The following is a 15,453-nucleotide window of genomic DNA, read 5'->3' as shown; positions in this document are numbered from 1 at the left end:
TTACACTGCTCAACATGTATTTCTTGTTCTGTTTATTTCGTTGCCGGCCTGCGGCGCCCGTAGACCAGCCAGGTCACCAGCACGCAAACCACGTAAAACACAAAAAAGATCTTCATGGCGCCGACCGGAGAGCCGGTCATGGCCAGCGAGGTGCCAAAGGCTTTGGGGATGAAGAAGCCCCCAACCGCGCCAATGGCGGAGATAAAGCCGAGCGCGGCGGCGGTATCGGTCACCGCCTCATGCTGGGCCTGTTCGTCGGTCCCGCCGCGTTTTTTGACGCTATCGACGGTGATTTGGCGAAAGATCACGGCGATCATCTGGAAGGTGGAGCCGCTGCCGAGGCCGGCGGTCAGGAACAGCCCCATAAACACCACGTAAAAGGCGAGGAAGCTGCCGGAGCCGGAGCCCGGCAGGGTGAGAAACAGCAGGCCGGTAAACAGCGCCATCAGGACAAAGTTGGCAAGCGTCACGTTAACCCCGCCGAGGCGGTCTGAGATAATGCCGCCAAACGAACGGGCCAGGGCGCCGATAAACGGCCCGAAGAAGGCCAGCTGCAGGATATTGACGTCCGGGAACTGCGTTTTTGCCAGCATCGCAAAGCCGGCGGAGAAGCCGATAAACGAGCCGAAGGTCGCCAGGTACAGCAGGCTCAGCAGCCACATATGCGGACGTTTTAGCACCGGCAGCTGGTCGCGAATTGACGTTTTGGAACCGGCGATATCGTTCATGCCGAACCAGGCGGCGGCGGTGGCAATCAGCAGCAGGGGAACCCAGATCAGCGGCGAGTTGCCGAGCCAGAGGATCGAACCATCCGGCTGTTCGGTGCCGCGTACGCCGAGGAAGGTAAACAGCGGCAGGAACACGAAAATAGGCGACAGCAGCTGCATCACGCTGACCCCGAGGTTGCCCAGCCCGCCGTTAACGCCGAGCGCGCTGCCCTGCTTAGCCTTCGGGTAGAAAAAGCTGATATTGCCCATGCTGGAGGCAAAGTTGGCGCCGGCGAAACCGCACAGCAGGGCGATGGCGATAAATATCCAGTAAGGCGTCGCCGGGTCCTGCACCGCGAAACCGAGCCACAGGCACGGGATCGCTAATATAACGGTACTGATCACCGTCCAGTAGCGTCCGCCAAATATTGGCACCATAAACGAATAGGGCACGCGTAATATTGCCCCGGAAAGCGAAGGTAGGGCGGTTAATAAAAACAGCTGGTCGGTAGTGAAATTAAATCCGACTTTATTAAGATTGACTGCTACTGCGCTAAATAACATCCAGACGCAGAAGGCGAGTAGCAGGCAGGCAACTGAAATACAAAGATTTCTTCGCGCGATCTTTTTGCCTTTGTTTTCCCAAAATGCCGGGTTTTCGGGTCGCCAGTCTTTTAAAAGGTAATGATTATCTTTCTCATTTTTAGTTGACATATTGCCCTCGATTGCACCGTAACCAAAGAAAATAGAGATCGGAAAAGCGGAAAATAGAAAATAAAACAGCGGTTGTTATGAAGGCTGGTCGTTTTAATTATTGTAATGTTTGAAAGAATAGATAAAAAAAGCGCGGCAGAAGAAAACACGCTGTGAATAGAGGGTTGTTATTTGTTACAAAATGTAAAATAGTTGTGAAGTTAAGGGGCTTGCGGCCGCTTCCACAGAAGAGCCTCGTCGGGTGAAAGGTCTACGCCGCCTCCCGCAGGCGGCGGCGGGGCGTCAGGTCTGGGGCTTTTCAGGCGAACGTAGAAGTTCCATCGTTATATAATAGTTTATATATCGACTAAAGGCGGCGTCATCAATCTCCTTCATCCCCAGCGCGTAAATACCGTCTAATCCGCAGACGAGGGCGATGAGCCGCCACGCAATATTCTCCGCGCTGTCGCCGGGATGAAACTCCCCGGCCGCGGTTCCGCGCTGAATAATGTTGACCGTCTCGTCGTGCCACAGGCTCATGGTGAGCAGGTAGGCCGCTTTGATGTCGCTGTCGCTGCTGGAAAGCAGCTGCCCCTCGCGCCACAGGCGAATGTAGGGCTCCAGCCGGCCATCTTCGCTGCCGAGCATTGAAAACAGGCGCTCGTTCCAGCTCGCCGCATCGTCAACCAGCTGGATGGCCAGCATATCCCGAATCAGCTGGACGAAGGCGTGGGCCTTCAGCTCGCCGATGGAGGTGAAGTGGTGGTGCAGCTGCCCGGTGGCGACGCCGGCTTCGCCGGCTATCTGCCGAACGGTCATTGCGCCCAGGCCGCCGCGCAGGGCCACGCGCATCGCCGCCTGCAGGATAACTTCCCGCCGATCTTCCCGACTTAAATAGTTCATATGCTCCCGCCGCAGAGTGGTTTTCATCGATAGTAACAAAAAGTTGGACAGTCGTTCAACAATCCGGCAGGATCGCATTCCTGGACGCGTGTCCAATTTAGTTAATTGAGGAAATGTAGTATGTCTCGGCAATGGTTAACGCTTATAGCGATTTTGCTGGTTTATCTTCCAGTGGCGATCGATGCCACGGTGCTGCACGTGGCGGCGCCAACGCTTAGCGTATCGCTGGGAACCAGCAGCAATGAGCTGCTGTGGATCATTGATATCTATTCATTAGTGATGGCCGGAATGGTGCTGCCGATGGGCGCGCTGGGCGACAAAATTGGCTTTAAGCGCCTGCTGCTGCTCGGCAGCGGGATTTTCGGCGTCGCGTCGCTGGCGGCGGCCTTTTCCCCCAGCGCGATGGCGCTGATTGCCTCCCGGGCGCTGCTGGCCATCGGCGCCGCGATGATCGTCCCGGCGACGCTGGCCGGCATTCGTAACACCTTCGCCGAAGCCCGCCACCGCAACATGGCGCTGGGCCTGTGGGCGGCGATTGGCTCCGGCGGTGCGGCTTTCGGCCCGCTGGTGGGCGGAATGCTGCTGGAGCACTTCTACTGGGGATCGGTCTTCCTGCTCAACGTTCCCATCGTGCTGGTGGTTATGGCCTTCAGCGCGCGAATGGTGCCGCGCCAGCCCGCGCGACGCGAGCAGCCGTTGAATATGCTGCAGGCGCTGATGCTGATCGCGGCGATCCTGATGCTGGTCTTTAGCGCCAAAACGGCGCTGAAAGGGCAGCTTGAGCTGTGGATCACCGGGCTGGTGGCCCTTGCGGGGGCGGGGATGCTGTTCTCCTTCGTGCGCCGGCAGCTCTCATCGGCGAGGCCGATGGTGGATATGCGCCTCTTCACGCACCGCATTATTCTATGCGGCGTGATGATGGCGATGACGGCGCTGATTACGCTGGTGGGTTTCGAACTGCTGATGGCGCAGGAGCTACAGTTTGTGCACGGTAAAACGCCGTTCGAGGCCGGGCTGTTTATGCTGCCGCTGATGGTGGCCAGCGGATTTAGCGGGCCGATTGCCGGGATGATGGTCTCGCGCCTCGGCCTGCGTCAGGTGGCCACCGGCGGGATGCTGCTCAGCGCGTTCAGCTTCCTCGGGCTGTCGATGACCGACTTTAGCAGCCAGCCGTGGCTGGCGTGGGGGCTGATGACGATGCTGGGCTTCAGCGTTGCCAGCGCGCTGCTGGCCTCCAGCTCGGCGATTATGGCCGCCGCGCCAAAAGAGAAGGCGGCCGCGGCGGGAGCGATTGAAACGATGGCCTATGAGCTCGGCGCCGGGCTGGGCATAGCGCTCTTTGGCCTGATCCTGACCCGCAGCTACGGCGCGTCGATTGTATTACCGAACGGTATTGACGGCGGCGCGGCGGAGCAGGCCGCATCCTCGATCAGCGAGGCGATAAATCTGGCCCAGTCGATGCCCGCTATTCCGGCCCATGCGCTGGTTGAGGCGGCCAAAACGGCGTTTATCAGCGCCCACAGTATCGTCCTGGCGACCGCCGGCGTCCTGCTGCTGCTGCTGGCAATGGGGATCTGGCGCAGCCTCGCGAAGGCGCCGCCGGTGAGTGACATCCTATAGCTGGAGAGAGAGCTCCATGGCGGCCCGGCGCAGCGGCGCCAGGGCCAGCTCTTTTAGCTCCCCGGCGCTCATCGCGGCCGCAGGCACGCCAACGTTGAGCGCCGCCACCACCTGGCCGCCGCGCGACAGCAGCGGCACCGCCAGCGAGCACAGCCCAACCTCAATCTGCCTGTCCGCAAGCGCGTATCCCTGCATGCGGACTTTGGCAATCTCCTCGCGCAATCCCGGCAGATCGCAGACCGTATGCGGGGTGTAGCGCATTAGCACGGCTCGTGACAATGTCACTTCCAGCTGTTCTTCCGGTAGCGCGCTGAGCAGCACCCGGCCCATCGAGGTGGCCCAGGCGGGCAGGCGGCTGCCGCGCCCGATGTCGACGCTGAGCAGGTTGTTGATTGCGGCTCTGGCGATATAGAGCACGTTATCCCCATCCAGGGTGGCGGCTGAACAGGACTCGCCCAGCGTTTTGCCCAGCGTATCCAGCGCGGTCTGCGCCACTTTTGCCAGCGGAGTGCCGGCAAGGTAGGCGTGGCCTACCGCCAGCACGCGCGGCAGCAGCTCGTAGCCGCGGCCATCGGGGCTGTGCACCATCCCGAGCGCCGCCAGGGTATAGAGGCAGCGGCGCACGGCGGCGCGAGAAATTTGCGTTTTCTGGCTGAGCTGAGAAATGGTCAGCCGCTGGCGCTGGGGAGTAAAGGCGTTGAGCACCTCCAGCCCGCGCGCCAGCGACAGCATAAAGTTTGGGTCGTGTTCGGCCTGCCTGGCGCTGAGGGTGGTCGGGGATCTATCGCTCATTGAATTCCTCTCCATTCGAAGACAAAGCTCGCGGGCACCACTATACCCTGCGCACAGCGGGGGGCGGCGGAATGTGCGCGTTTTCCCACTCGGATCACATTATTAACCTCAATTTAACAAGCGCGTCGATAATCGCACAACATTTCGATTATCGCCGTTGACCGTGCCGGTGACTGCCCCCTATTGTCAAAGGCATCGTCACCTCCCGTTATGGTTGGGGGCACAAAAAGTTATACCCGATAGCGTTTATGCAGCCGCCGCGCCTGGCCACCTTACCGGGGCCGCAGCGGGCGCTGCGCGAACGAGCCCGGGTCAGGCTATTTCACGATTGGGAACAGAAGATGACCGCGACCGTAGAACGCATTGAAAGCTGGCTGGTTGATGTCCCGACCATTCGCCCGCACAAACTCTCAATGGCCACCATGGGCTGCCAGACGCTGGTGATTATTCGCCTCACGCGCTCCGACGGCATCTGTGGGATCGGCGAGGCGACCACCATTGGTGGCCTGAGCTATGGCGTCGAAAGCCCGGAGGCCATCGTCTCCGCCATTACCCACTATCTGACGCCGCTGCTCAAGGGCCAGCCGGCGGATAACCTCAACGCGCTCACCGAGCGCATGAACGGCGCCGTTAAAGGCAATACCTTTGCCAAATCGGCGATTGAGACCGCGCTGCTCGATGCCCAGGGCAAGGCGCTGGGGCTGCCGGTTTCGGCGCTGCTGGGCGGGGCGCTGCAGACCTCGCTGCCGGTGCTGTGGACGCTGGCGAGCGGCGATACCGCGAAGGACATTGCCGAAGGCGAACGGCTGCTGAGCGAACGCCGCCATCAGGCGTTCAAGCTTAAAATTGGCGCCCGGGATCTGGCTACCGACCTCAGGCACACCCGCGCGATCGTCGAGGCGCTGGGCGACCGGGCCAGCATCCGGGTTGACGTCAACCAGGCGTGGGACGCCACCGCCGCGGCCAGGGGCTGCCGCGAGCTGGCGGCGATGGGGGTCGACCTTATCGAACAGCCGGTTAGCGCGCAGGATAACGCTGCCCTGGTGCGCCTTAGCCACCGCGTCGAGACCGCGATCCTCGCGGATGAAGCCGTCGCCACCCACTATGACGGCTACCGCCTGGCCCGGCAGGGATTCAGCGGCGCCTACGCGCTGAAGATTGCTAAAGCCGGCGGTCCGGCCAGCGTGTTGGCCCTCGCGCGGGTGGCGCAGGCGGCGGGCATTGGCCTGTACGGCGGCACCATGCTGGAAGGGAGCGTCGGCACGGTGGCGTCGCTGCACGCCTGGTCAACGCTGCCGCTGCAGTGGGGAACCGAGATGTTTGGCCCGCTGCTGTTGAAGGACGACATCATCAGCGTGCCGCTGACCTTCGCCGAGGGGCAGGTCGTTCTGCCGCAGGCGCCGGGGCTCGGCGTCGAGCTCGATGAAGATAAGCTGCAGTTTTATACCCGTAAAGCGTAAGCGCGCACAGGAGAGAGAAATGCTGTTCAAAGTGGATATGACCGTCAATATTCCGCTGGGGTTTCCCGGCGCCGAAATTGAGGAGATCAAGCAGCGCGAAAAGGCCTATTCGCAGCAGCTGCAGCGGGAAGGTAAATGGCGGCATATTTGGCGCGTCGCCGGGCTGTATGCCAACGTCAGTATTTTTGACGTGCGGGATGCCGAAGAGCTGCATCAGATATTAATGGGACTGCCGCTGTACCCGTTTATGGAAATACGCGTGGAGGCGCTCTGCCGTCATCCATCATCGATTCGTGAAGACGATAAATAATAATAATTAACCTCGCGCCGGTTTATATCGGCGTAAACCCTACAAATAAGCTGCAAGCAATAAGTGAGAATCGTTATGAAAAATTCTTTCGTACAACAAGAAGCCGTGCAGAAATTATTACGTGAAAGCGCCGGCCTGAACGTTCCCGGCGGCAACGAGCGCTTTAAAGCCATCGTCCACCGCATCCTCGAAGATATGTGCACCCTGATCGATGATTACAATATTAGCCAGGAAGAGTTCTGGCACGCGGTGAACTATCTCCACGAGCTGGGCGGGCGTCAGGAGGCGGCGCTGCTGGCGGCGGGCCTCGGAATCGAGCACTTCCTCGATCTGCGTCAGGACGCTATTGAAGCCGCCCAGCACCGGGAGACCGGCACCCCGCGCACGATTGAGGGGCCGCTATACGTCGCCAACGCGCCGCTGAGCGACGGCTACGCGCGGATGGATGACGGCAAAGATGCGGGAGAGGTCATGTGGCTGCATGGCCAGGTTTGCGACACCCAGGGGCGCCCGGTAGCGAACGCCGTGGTCGATATCTGGCACGCCAACACCCTCGGGAATTACTCCTTCTTCGACCAGAGCCAGGGGGAGTATAACCTGCGCCGCCGCATTCGTACCGGCGCCGACGGCCGCTACAGCGTGCGCAGCATCATGCCTTCCGGCTACGGCTGCCCACCGGATGGCCCGACCCAGAAGCTGCTTGACCAGCTGGGGCGCCACGGCAATCGCCCGGCGCATATACACTTCTTCGTTTCGGCTCCGGGCCACAGGCATTTAACCAGTCAGATTAACCTCAATGGCGATAAATACCTGTGGGACGACTTCGCATTTGCTACCCGCGACGGGCTGATCGCCGACCCGGTTAAAATCACCGATCGCGAGCTTATCCAGCAGCGTAAGCTCGACGGCGCGCATACCGAAGTGTGCTTTGATTTCACCCTCTGCCCGGCGCTAAACGCCGATGAAGAGCAGCGCGGCACCCGCCTGCGCGCGCAGGAGTAAGCCGCTCTTTTAACCCGGACTGCGGCGTCGCGCCCTGTCCGGGCTACCGGTACCATCGCCTTAATTAATTCGTACCGCGTCGTCGTTATCTCGCCACCGCCTTTTAATCCTGAATCATGCAGGAGGACCTGACTCATGCAAAAAACGTACGCAACGTTAAAAGCTAAAATTAGCAACGCATTAATTGTTGACCGTGAAAAGCATATTTATCGCTGTCATCGTTCAATATTTACCGACAGCCAGCTATTTGATTTTGAAATGAAGCATATATTCGAAGGCAACTGGGCGTTCCTCGCCCATGAAAGTCAAATTGCCGAGGCCGGAGATTATTATACCCTGACCCTCGGACGCCAGCCGGTGATTATTACCCGGGATAAAAAGAACCAGCTCCACGCGCTTATTAATAGCTGTGCGCACCGCGGCGCCATGCTGTGTCGGCGCAAAACCGGGAATAAAAACTCCTTCACCTGTCCGTTCCACGGCTGGACCTTTGGCAATAGCGGCAAGCTGCTAAAAGCGAAAGACGAGAGCACCGGCGGCTACCCGGAGACGTTTAAGCACGAGGGCTCCCATGACCTGAAAAAGCTCCCGCGCTTTCAGTCCTACCGCGGCTTTCTGTTCGGCAGCCTCAGCGACGACGTGCAGCCGCTGGAGCAGTATCTCGGCGAGACCCTGAAGATTATCGATCTGATGGTCGATCAGGCGGCCGAAGGGCTGGAGGTCCTCAAAGGCTCCTCGAGCTACGTTTATGAGGGTAACTGGAAGCTGGGGGCGGAAAACGGCGCCGACGGCTACCACGTCAGCGTGGTGCACTGGAACTACGCCTCAACGATGTCGCGGCGCAACTACGAAGCGGAAGGGACGCACTCGGTGGACGCCAACGGCTGGTCGAAAAGCCTCGGCGGCGGCTACGGCTTTGAAAACGGCCATATGCTGCTGTGGACCCGCGCGCTCAATCCGGAGGTGCGTCCGGTTTACGCGCACCGGGCGCGCCTGCAGGCGGAGTTTGGCGAGCTGCGCGCCGACCAGATGGTCAACGAAACCCGCAACCTGTGCCTCTATCCTAACGTCTACTTAATGGATCAGTTCTCCACTCAGATCCGCGTGATCCGCCCGATCGCCGTCGACAAAACCGAAGTGACCATCTGGTGCTTCGCGCCAAAAGGGGAGCCCGACGAGGCCCGCGCCCTGCGTATTCGCCAGTACGAGGATTTCTTTAACGTCAGCGGAATGGGCACCCCGGATGACCTCGAAGAGTTCAGCGCCTGCCAGCGCGGCTACCTCGGCGAGAGCCTGGCGTGGAGCGACCTCAGCCGCGGCGCGCTGCACTGGGTCGATGGCGCGGATGAGCACGCCCGGCACGCCGGATTTACGCCGCTGCTGAGCGGAGTCAAGTCGGAGGATGAAGCCCTGTACATCGCCCATCACCACCACTGGCAGAACGTGATGCTGGCGGCGCTTGATAAAGAGCAGCAGCGCTACGACCAGTCGATTACCCAGCGCGTGGAGGTGGCGTAATGTTGACGCTTGAACAGGTTCGCCAGTTTCTCTACTACGAAGCCCGCCTGCTTGACGACCGCCAGTGGGACGAATGGCTGACGTGCTACAGCCCGAAGGTGGTGTTCTGGATGCCGGCGTGGGGCGATGACGACCGGCTCACCCGCGACCCGCAGCGCGAGATTTCGCTGATCTACTACCCCAACCGCGACGGGCTTGAGGACCGGGTGTACCGCATCAAAACGGAACGCTCCGGCGCCAGCACCCCGGAGCCGCGGACCACGCACATGATAAGCAACGTGGAGCTGATGGGCGAAGGCGAGCAGGGCCTGGAGGTGCGCTACAGCTGGGTGACCTGGAGCCATCGCTACCAGCAGACCGATGCCTATTTTGGCTCGACCTGCTGCACCCTCACCGTCGAAGACGGCAGGCCGCAGATTGTGCGAAAAACCGTGCGCCTGAACAACGACTACATCCGTCAGGTCATCGACGTTTACCATATTTAAGAGGGGCTTATGACCTTTAATATTGCGCTCAATTTTGAGGACGGTATCACCCGCTTTATCCACTGCAACCCCGGGGAGAAGGTGCTGGATGCCGCCTATCGGCAGAAGGTGAATTTGCCGATGGACTGCTCGGACGGCGTCTGCGGTACCTGCAAATGCCGCTGCGCCAGCGGTGATTACGCTCTGGGCGATGACTATCTTGAAGAGGCGCTGAGCGACGAGGAGGCCGCCGCGCGCCAGGTGCTGACCTGCCAGATGATCCCGACCAGCGACTGCGTGATTGACGTGCCGGTGGCGGCGGCGCAGTGCAAAACCGCGCTGGCCAGCGTCGGCGCGGCGGTGGTGGCGGTGAACGCCCTGTCGGAGAGCGCCCTTGAGCTGGTGGTTGCGCTTGACGAAGCGCTGGCGTTTCTGCCGGGGCAGTACATCAATATTCAGGTGCCGGGTACCCCCCACGTGCGGGCCTACTCCTTTAGCTCCCTTTCCGGGGCGCGCGAGGGCCGTTTCCTGATCCGCAACGTGCCCGGCGGCATCATGAGCCAGTGGCTGACGCAGCGCGCGCGGCCCGGCGAGCGGCTGATCCTCAGCGGGCCGATGGGCAGCTTTTATCTGCGCGGCGGCGAGCGTCCGCTGCTGATGCTCGCCGGCGGAACCGGCCTGGCGCCGCTGCTGTCGATGCTGCACACCCTCGTGCAGCAGGGCAGCACCCGCCCGGTGACCCTGGTGTACGGCGTCACCCGCGATAGCGATCTGGTCAAAACCGAGGCGCTGGACGCCTTCGTCGGCCAGCTCTCCGGCTACCGCTGGCTGCCGGTGGTGGCCGACCCGCAAAGCGGCTGTCCGCAGCGTGGGTTTGTCACTGACCATCTCGATGAGTCCATGCTTAACGCCGGGGATGTTGATATCTACCTCTGCGGTCCGCCGCCGATGGTTAACGCGGTCTCCTCCGCGCTTCGCGACCGCGGCGTCGAGCCGGCCGGTTTTTGGTATGAAAAGTTTATCGCCAGCCAGAGCGCGGCGGCATAAGGAGAGAGCATGAGATTTCAGGATAAGGTAGTGGCGATCACCGGCGCGGCCCAGGGGATCGGTCGGCAGACGGCCGAGCAGGCGGCGCGCGAGGGCGCGCGGCTGCTGCTGATCGACCGCTCCCGCTACGTACACGAGCTGGCGGCGGCGCTGGCGGAATCCGGCTGCGACGTGCTGGCGCTGGAGGCCGATCTTGAGCAGTGGGCGAGCAGCGAGCAGGTTTTTGCCGAAGGCGTGGCCCATTTCGGCCGCCTCGACGTGCTGATCAACAATATTGGCGGCACCATCTGGGCGCGGCCCTTCGCCGAATATCAGCCGCAGCAGATTGAACAGGAGATCCGCCGGTCGCTGTTTCCGACGCTGTGGGGCTGCCGGGCGGCGCTGCCGTGGATGCTGCGCCAGGGCAAGGGCGCTATCGTTAACGTCTCGTCCGTGGCGACCGCGGGAGTCAACCGGGTTCCCTATTCGGCGGCCAAGGGCGGGGTCAACGCGCTGACCCGATCGATTGCCATGGAGTACAGCGACAGCGGCATTCGCATCAACGCGGTGGCGCCCGGCGGCACCGAGGCCCCGGCGCGCCTGACGCCGCGCAATAGCGAGACGCCGACGGCGCAGGAGCAGGGATGGTATCAGCAGGTGGTCGATCAAACGGTGCAGAGCAGCCTGATGCATCGCTACGGGACGCTGGCGGAACAGGCAAACGCGATCCTGTTTCTCGCCAGCGATGAGGCAAGCTATATCACCGGCGTTACGCTGCCGGTGGCCGGGGGCGATCTCGGCTAGCGTCGGGTCGCGTACCAGCAGAGCAGGGAGCCGGCGCACACCATGCCGGCTCCCTGCCAGAACGACCACGACAGGGACGCGCTCAGCAGTACCGCCGCCAGCGCCGATGAGAGCACCGGCGTAAAGTATGATGCCGCCGCCAGCAGGCTGACGTTGCCGTGAAGGATCCCTACGTTCCACGCCGCGTAGGCCAGCCCCAGGGCCACCGCGACCATCACCAGCTTGATAACCACCGGCCAGCTAAAGATCATCGGCGGCTGCTCGCTGAACAGAAATTTCAGCCACAGGGTCAGCGCCGTTAATAATACGAACAGGGTGATACCGTTTTTGCCTTTCGCATATTTGGCGGTCACCGTGCAATAGGCCGCCCAGATAAAGGCGCCGACAAATGCCAATATATAGCTCAGGGGGCTGGAAACGACGTTGCTGATAATTTCATCAATATTCAGGCCATGCTCGCCGCCTAATACCCAAACGACGCCAAACAGAGCAATAAATAAGCCGGGAATAACCAGCCAGGTGCTTTTCTGCTGATTAAAGAGAATGGCGAATAAAATCGTCAGGCTGGGCCACAGATAGTTGACCATACCCACTTCGATCGCCTGCTGGCGGGTGCCGGCAAAGCCCAGAGAGAGCGCGAGGCAGATTTCATAGCTGACAAACAGCAGGCTGCCGGCCAGTAAATAGGGGCGCGGGATCTGCCGCAGCTGCGGGAAGCCAACGGTAAACACCAGCAATATACCGCTGAGGCTGTAGATCATTGCCGCGCCGCCTACCGGACCTAACCCTTCGCTCACCCCGCGAATCAAACCGACCATGGTGCTCCACAGCACAATAGCCACCAGTCCGGTTAACGTTGCCTTTTTCTTTTCCATTTTAAACCTGATGCCAATCCACATTCAGCTTCGATTTATAACACTTTTCTATTCCGCCGGACCGATATTTTCTTCAGCTGTTAATACCAAGGGAGTAATCAAATTCGCCAGGCCTGACTATTAAGGGGGCGAGCGTTTTCGACATTGATTTGACGCAATAAAAACAGGGACATTGCTGTTAGTTTCCTCCCCGCGATGAACAAAATTCCTGCATGGAGAAAATCAATGGACGTCAGCCGCAGAAAGTTTTTCAAAATCTGCGCAGGCGGTATGGCCGGAACAACAGCTGCTGCCCTGGGTTTTGCACCCAAAATGGCGCTGGCTCAGGCGCGTAACTACAAGCTATTGCGCGCCAAAGAGATCCGCAACACCTGCACATACTGCTCCGTGGGCTGCGGGCTATTAATGTATAGCCTCGGCGACGGCGCGAAGAACGCAAAAGAAGCAATTTATCACATCGAAGGCGACCCGGATCACCCGGTGAGCCGCGGCGCGCTGTGCCCGAAAGGGGCAGGCCTGCTGGACTACGTGCACAGCGAAAACCGCCTGCGCTACCCGCAATACCGCGCGCCGGGCTCCGACAGGTGGCAGCGTATTTCCTGGGATGAGGCCTTCGATCGCATTGCCAAACTAATGAAAGCCGACCGTGACGCCAACTTTATTGAGAACAACGAACAGGGTGTAACGGTTAACCGCTGGCTTTCCACCGGGATGCTGTGCGCATCCGCGGCGAGTAATGAAACCGGCATGCTGACGCAGAAGTTTGTGCGCTCGCTCGGCATGCTGGCGGTAGACAACCAGGCGCGCGTCTGACACGGACCAACGGTAGCAAGTCTTGCTCCAACATTTGGTCGCGGTGCGATGACCAACCACTGGGTTGATATCAAAAACGCTAACGTGGTGATGGTGATGGGCGGCAACGCCGCTGAAGCACATCCGGTGGGATTCCGCTGGGCGTTAGAAGCGAAGAACAACAATGATGCGACGCTTATCGTCGTCGATCCGCGCTTTACGCGTACGGCATCGGTGGCCGATATCTATGCGCCGATCCGCTCCGGCACCGACATTACCTTCCTGTCGGGGGTACTGCTGTACCTGATTGAAAATAACAAAATTAACGCCGAATACGTCAGGCACTACACCAACGCTAACCTGCTGGTGCGCGATGATTTTGCCTTCGATGACGGCCTGTTCAGCGGCTACGACGCTGAAAAACGCCAGTACGATAAGTCCTCCTGGAACTACCAGTTTGATGAGAACGGCTTTGCCAAACGCGATGAAACCCTGACCCACCCGCGCTGCGTCTGGAACCTGCTGAAACAGCACGTCTCCCGCTATACGCCGGAGGTGGTGGAGAACATCTGCGGGACGCCAAAAGCGGACTTCCTCAAGGTGTGCGAAGTGCTGGCCTCCACCAGCGCGGCGGATCGTACCACTACCTTCCTCTATGCGCTGGGCTGGACGCAGCACACCGTCGGGGCGCAGAACATCCGCACCATGGCGATGATCCAGCTGCTGCTCGGCAATATGGGGATGGCGGGCGGCGGGGTCAACGCGCTGCGCGGCCACTCCAATATCCAGGGGCTGACCGACCTCGGGCTGCTGTCGACCAGCCTGACCGGCTATCTGACGCTGCCGTCGGAAAAACAGACGGACCTGCGCAGCTATCTGCAGGCCAACACGCCAAAAGCGACGCTGGACGAGCAGGTGAACTACTGGAGCAACTATCCTAAGTTCTTCGTTAGCCTGATGAAATCCTTCTACGGCGACGCGGCGCAAAAAGAGAACGACTGGGGCTTTAGCTGGTTACCGAAATGGGATCAGGCCTACGACGTTATCAAGTACTTCAACATGATGGATGGCGGCAAAGTCAACGGCTACATCTGCCAGGGCTTTAACCCTGTGGCGTCCTTCCCGGACAAAAACAAGGTGGTGCGCAGCCTCAGCAAGCTGAAGTACATGGTGGTTATCGATCCGCTGGTGACCGAAACCTCCGTCTTCTGGCAAAACCACGGCGAGTCCAACGACGTTGACCCGGCGGCGATCCAGACGGAAGTCTTCCGCCTGCCGTCCACCTGCTTTGCCGAAGAAGATGGCTCTATCGCCAACTCCGGACGCTGGCTGCAGTGGCACTGGAAGGGCCAGGATGCGCCGGGCGAAGCGCGCAACGACGGCGAAATCCTTGCCGGGATCTACCATCGTCTGCGCGAAATGTACCGCGCCGAGGGCGGCAAGGGCGTCGAGCCGCTGCTGAAAATGGGCTGGGACTACAAGCAGCCGGATCGTCCGGAATCGGAAGAGGTGGCGAAAGAGAACAACGGCTACGCGCTGGCGGATCTCTACGACGCCAGCGGCGCGCTGCTGGCGAAAAAAGGCCAGCTGCTGAACAGCTTTGCGCTGCTGCGCGACGACGGCTCCACCTCATCCTCGTGCTGGATTTATACCGGTAGCTGGACCGAGCAGGGCAACCAGATGGCTAACCGCGACAACGCCGATCCGTCGGGCCTTGGCAACACCCTGGGCTGGGCCTGGGCGTGGCCGCTAAACCGCCGGGTGCTCTATAACCGCGCATCGGCGGATATCAACGGCAGGCCGTGGGACGCGAAGCGGATGCTGATCCAGTGGAACGGCGCTAAGTGGGTCGGGAACGACATTCCGGACTTCAACACCGCGCCGCCGGGGAGCAAAACCGGTCCGTTTATCATGCAGCAGGAGGGCCTCGGCCGGCTGTTTGCGCTTGATAAGCTGGCGGAAGGTCCGTTCCCTGAGCACTACGAGCCGATGGAGACGCCGCTGGGAACCAACCCGCTGCACCCGAACGTTATCTCCAGTCCGGTGGTGCGTCTGTACGAAGAGGATGCCGTGCGCTTAGGTAAGAAAGACAGGTTCCCGTACGTCGGCACCACCTATCGCCTGACCGAGCACTTCCACACCTGGACCAAGCACGCGCTGCTTAACGCCATCGCGCAGCCGGAGCAGTTCGTCGAAATCAGCGAGGGGCTGGCGAAAGCCAAGGGGATTGCCAACGGCGATCGCGTGACGGTCAGCAGCATGCGCGGCTTTATTCGCGCGGTGGCGGTAGTGACCCGTCGCCTGCAGACGCTCAACGTCAACGGCCAGCAGGTGGAAACCGTCGGAATTCCGCTGCACTGGGGCTTTGAAGGGGTGGCCCGTAAAGGCTACATCGCCAATACCCTGACGCCGAACGTCGGCGATTCCAACTCGCAAACGCCGGAGTATAAGGCGTTTCTGGTCAACATCGAGAAAGCGTAAGGGGCG

Annotated in this window: 12 protein-coding genes and 1 pseudogene; 9 read left to right on the top strand and 4 right to left on the bottom strand. The window is 60.4% G+C overall.

What is annotated here, in order from left to right; all coding sequences use genetic code 11:
* Positions 1-32 precede the first annotated feature (32 nt).
* Together MMW58_RS15390 and MMW58_RS15385 are read right to left on the bottom strand one after the other, a co-directional pair.
* Positions 33-1,421, bottom strand: a complete 1,389-nt coding sequence (locus MMW58_RS15390) for a NarK family nitrate/nitrite MFS transporter (RefSeq protein ID WP_159237266.1) — start codon at positions 1,419-1,421, stop codon at positions 33-35.
* Positions 1,422-1,703: 282 nt separating this feature from the next.
* On the bottom strand, positions 1,704-2,303 hold the full coding sequence (locus MMW58_RS15385) for a TetR family transcriptional regulator (protein ID WP_133599867.1): 600 nt from the start codon (positions 2,301-2,303) through the stop codon (positions 1,704-1,706).
* Between the two features lie 120 nt (positions 2,304-2,423).
* Between MMW58_RS15385 and MMW58_RS15380 the strand changes: the two genes are divergently transcribed.
* The gene (locus MMW58_RS15380) at positions 2,424-3,923 is read left to right on the top strand and encodes an MFS transporter (protein ID WP_241721540.1); all 1,500 of its coding nucleotides are present in this window, start codon (positions 2,424-2,426) and stop codon (positions 3,921-3,923) included.
* Here MMW58_RS15380 and MMW58_RS15375 read toward each other — a convergent pair.
* Positions 3,918-4,804: pseudogene (locus MMW58_RS15375) on the bottom strand (IclR family transcriptional regulator domain-containing protein). The gene MMW58_RS15380 and the pseudogene MMW58_RS15375 overlap by 6 nt on opposite strands.
* 252 nt (positions 4,805-5,056) lie before the next feature.
* Between MMW58_RS15375 and MMW58_RS15370 the strand changes: the two are divergent.
* The 7 genes from MMW58_RS15370 to benD all read left to right on the top strand — a co-directional run bounded on the left by MMW58_RS15370 (position 5,057) and on the right by benD (position 11,299).
* The gene (locus MMW58_RS15370; RefSeq protein WP_133600005.1) at positions 5,057-6,175 is read left to right on the top strand and encodes a muconate cycloisomerase family protein; all 1,119 of its coding nucleotides are present in this window, start codon (positions 5,057-5,059) and stop codon (positions 6,173-6,175) included.
* 19 nt (positions 6,176-6,194) lie between these two features.
* Positions 6,195-6,485, top strand: a complete 291-nt coding sequence (gene catC / locus MMW58_RS15365) for a muconolactone Delta-isomerase (RefSeq protein ID WP_041145415.1) — start codon at positions 6,195-6,197, stop codon at positions 6,483-6,485.
* A 75-nt stretch (positions 6,486-6,560) separates the two neighbouring features.
* Positions 6,561-7,487, top strand: coding sequence for a catechol 1,2-dioxygenase (gene catA / locus MMW58_RS15360; protein ID WP_133599864.1), 927 nt, complete (start codon positions 6,561-6,563; stop codon positions 7,485-7,487).
* 135 nt (positions 7,488-7,622) lie between these two features.
* A complete protein-coding gene (locus MMW58_RS15355; RefSeq protein WP_128878254.1) occupies positions 7,623-9,005 on the top strand; it encodes a Rieske 2Fe-2S domain-containing protein in 1,383 nt (460 codons plus the stop codon).
* Positions 9,005-9,490 carry a benzoate 1,2-dioxygenase small subunit gene (gene benB / locus MMW58_RS15350; protein WP_133599862.1) on the top strand — a complete coding sequence of 162 codons (486 nt, stop codon included), beginning with the start codon at positions 9,005-9,007 and terminating at the stop codon, positions 9,488-9,490. Before MMW58_RS15355 ends, benB begins: the two co-directional genes overlap by 1 nt.
* A 9-nt stretch (positions 9,491-9,499) precedes the next feature.
* Entirely contained in the window at positions 9,500-10,516 is a 1,017-nt protein-coding gene (benC, locus tag MMW58_RS15345; protein WP_133599861.1) for a benzoate 1,2-dioxygenase electron transfer component BenC, read from the top strand.
* Positions 10,517-10,525: 9 nt separating this feature from the next.
* On the top strand, positions 10,526-11,299 hold the full coding sequence (gene benD / locus MMW58_RS15340; protein ID WP_133599860.1) for a benzoate diol dehydrogenase BenD: 774 nt from the start codon (positions 10,526-10,528) through the stop codon (positions 11,297-11,299).
* Here benD and yddG read toward each other — a convergent pair.
* Entirely contained in the window at positions 11,296-12,174 is an 879-nt protein-coding gene (gene yddG, locus MMW58_RS15335) for an aromatic amino acid DMT transporter YddG (RefSeq protein WP_045855487.1), read from the bottom strand. The two genes, benD and yddG, sit on opposite strands and share 4 nt — an antisense overlap.
* 225 nt (positions 12,175-12,399) lie before the next feature.
* On the opposite strand from yddG, the gene fdnG reads away from it, so the two are divergent.
* On the top strand, positions 12,400-15,447 hold the full coding sequence (gene fdnG / locus MMW58_RS15330; protein WP_159237259.1) for a formate dehydrogenase-N subunit alpha: 3,048 nt from the start codon (positions 12,400-12,402) through the stop codon (positions 15,445-15,447).
* The last annotated feature ends 6 nt before the right edge of the window (positions 15,448-15,453 follow it).

Source organism: Klebsiella sp. HC6 (assembly GCF_022605325.1).
GTDB classification, from domain to species: domain Bacteria; phylum Pseudomonadota; class Gammaproteobacteria; order Enterobacterales; family Enterobacteriaceae; genus Klebsiella; species Klebsiella terrigena.
The sequence above is the reverse complement of the archived record's forward strand: the minus strand, read 5'-3'. Positions and strand labels throughout refer to the sequence as shown.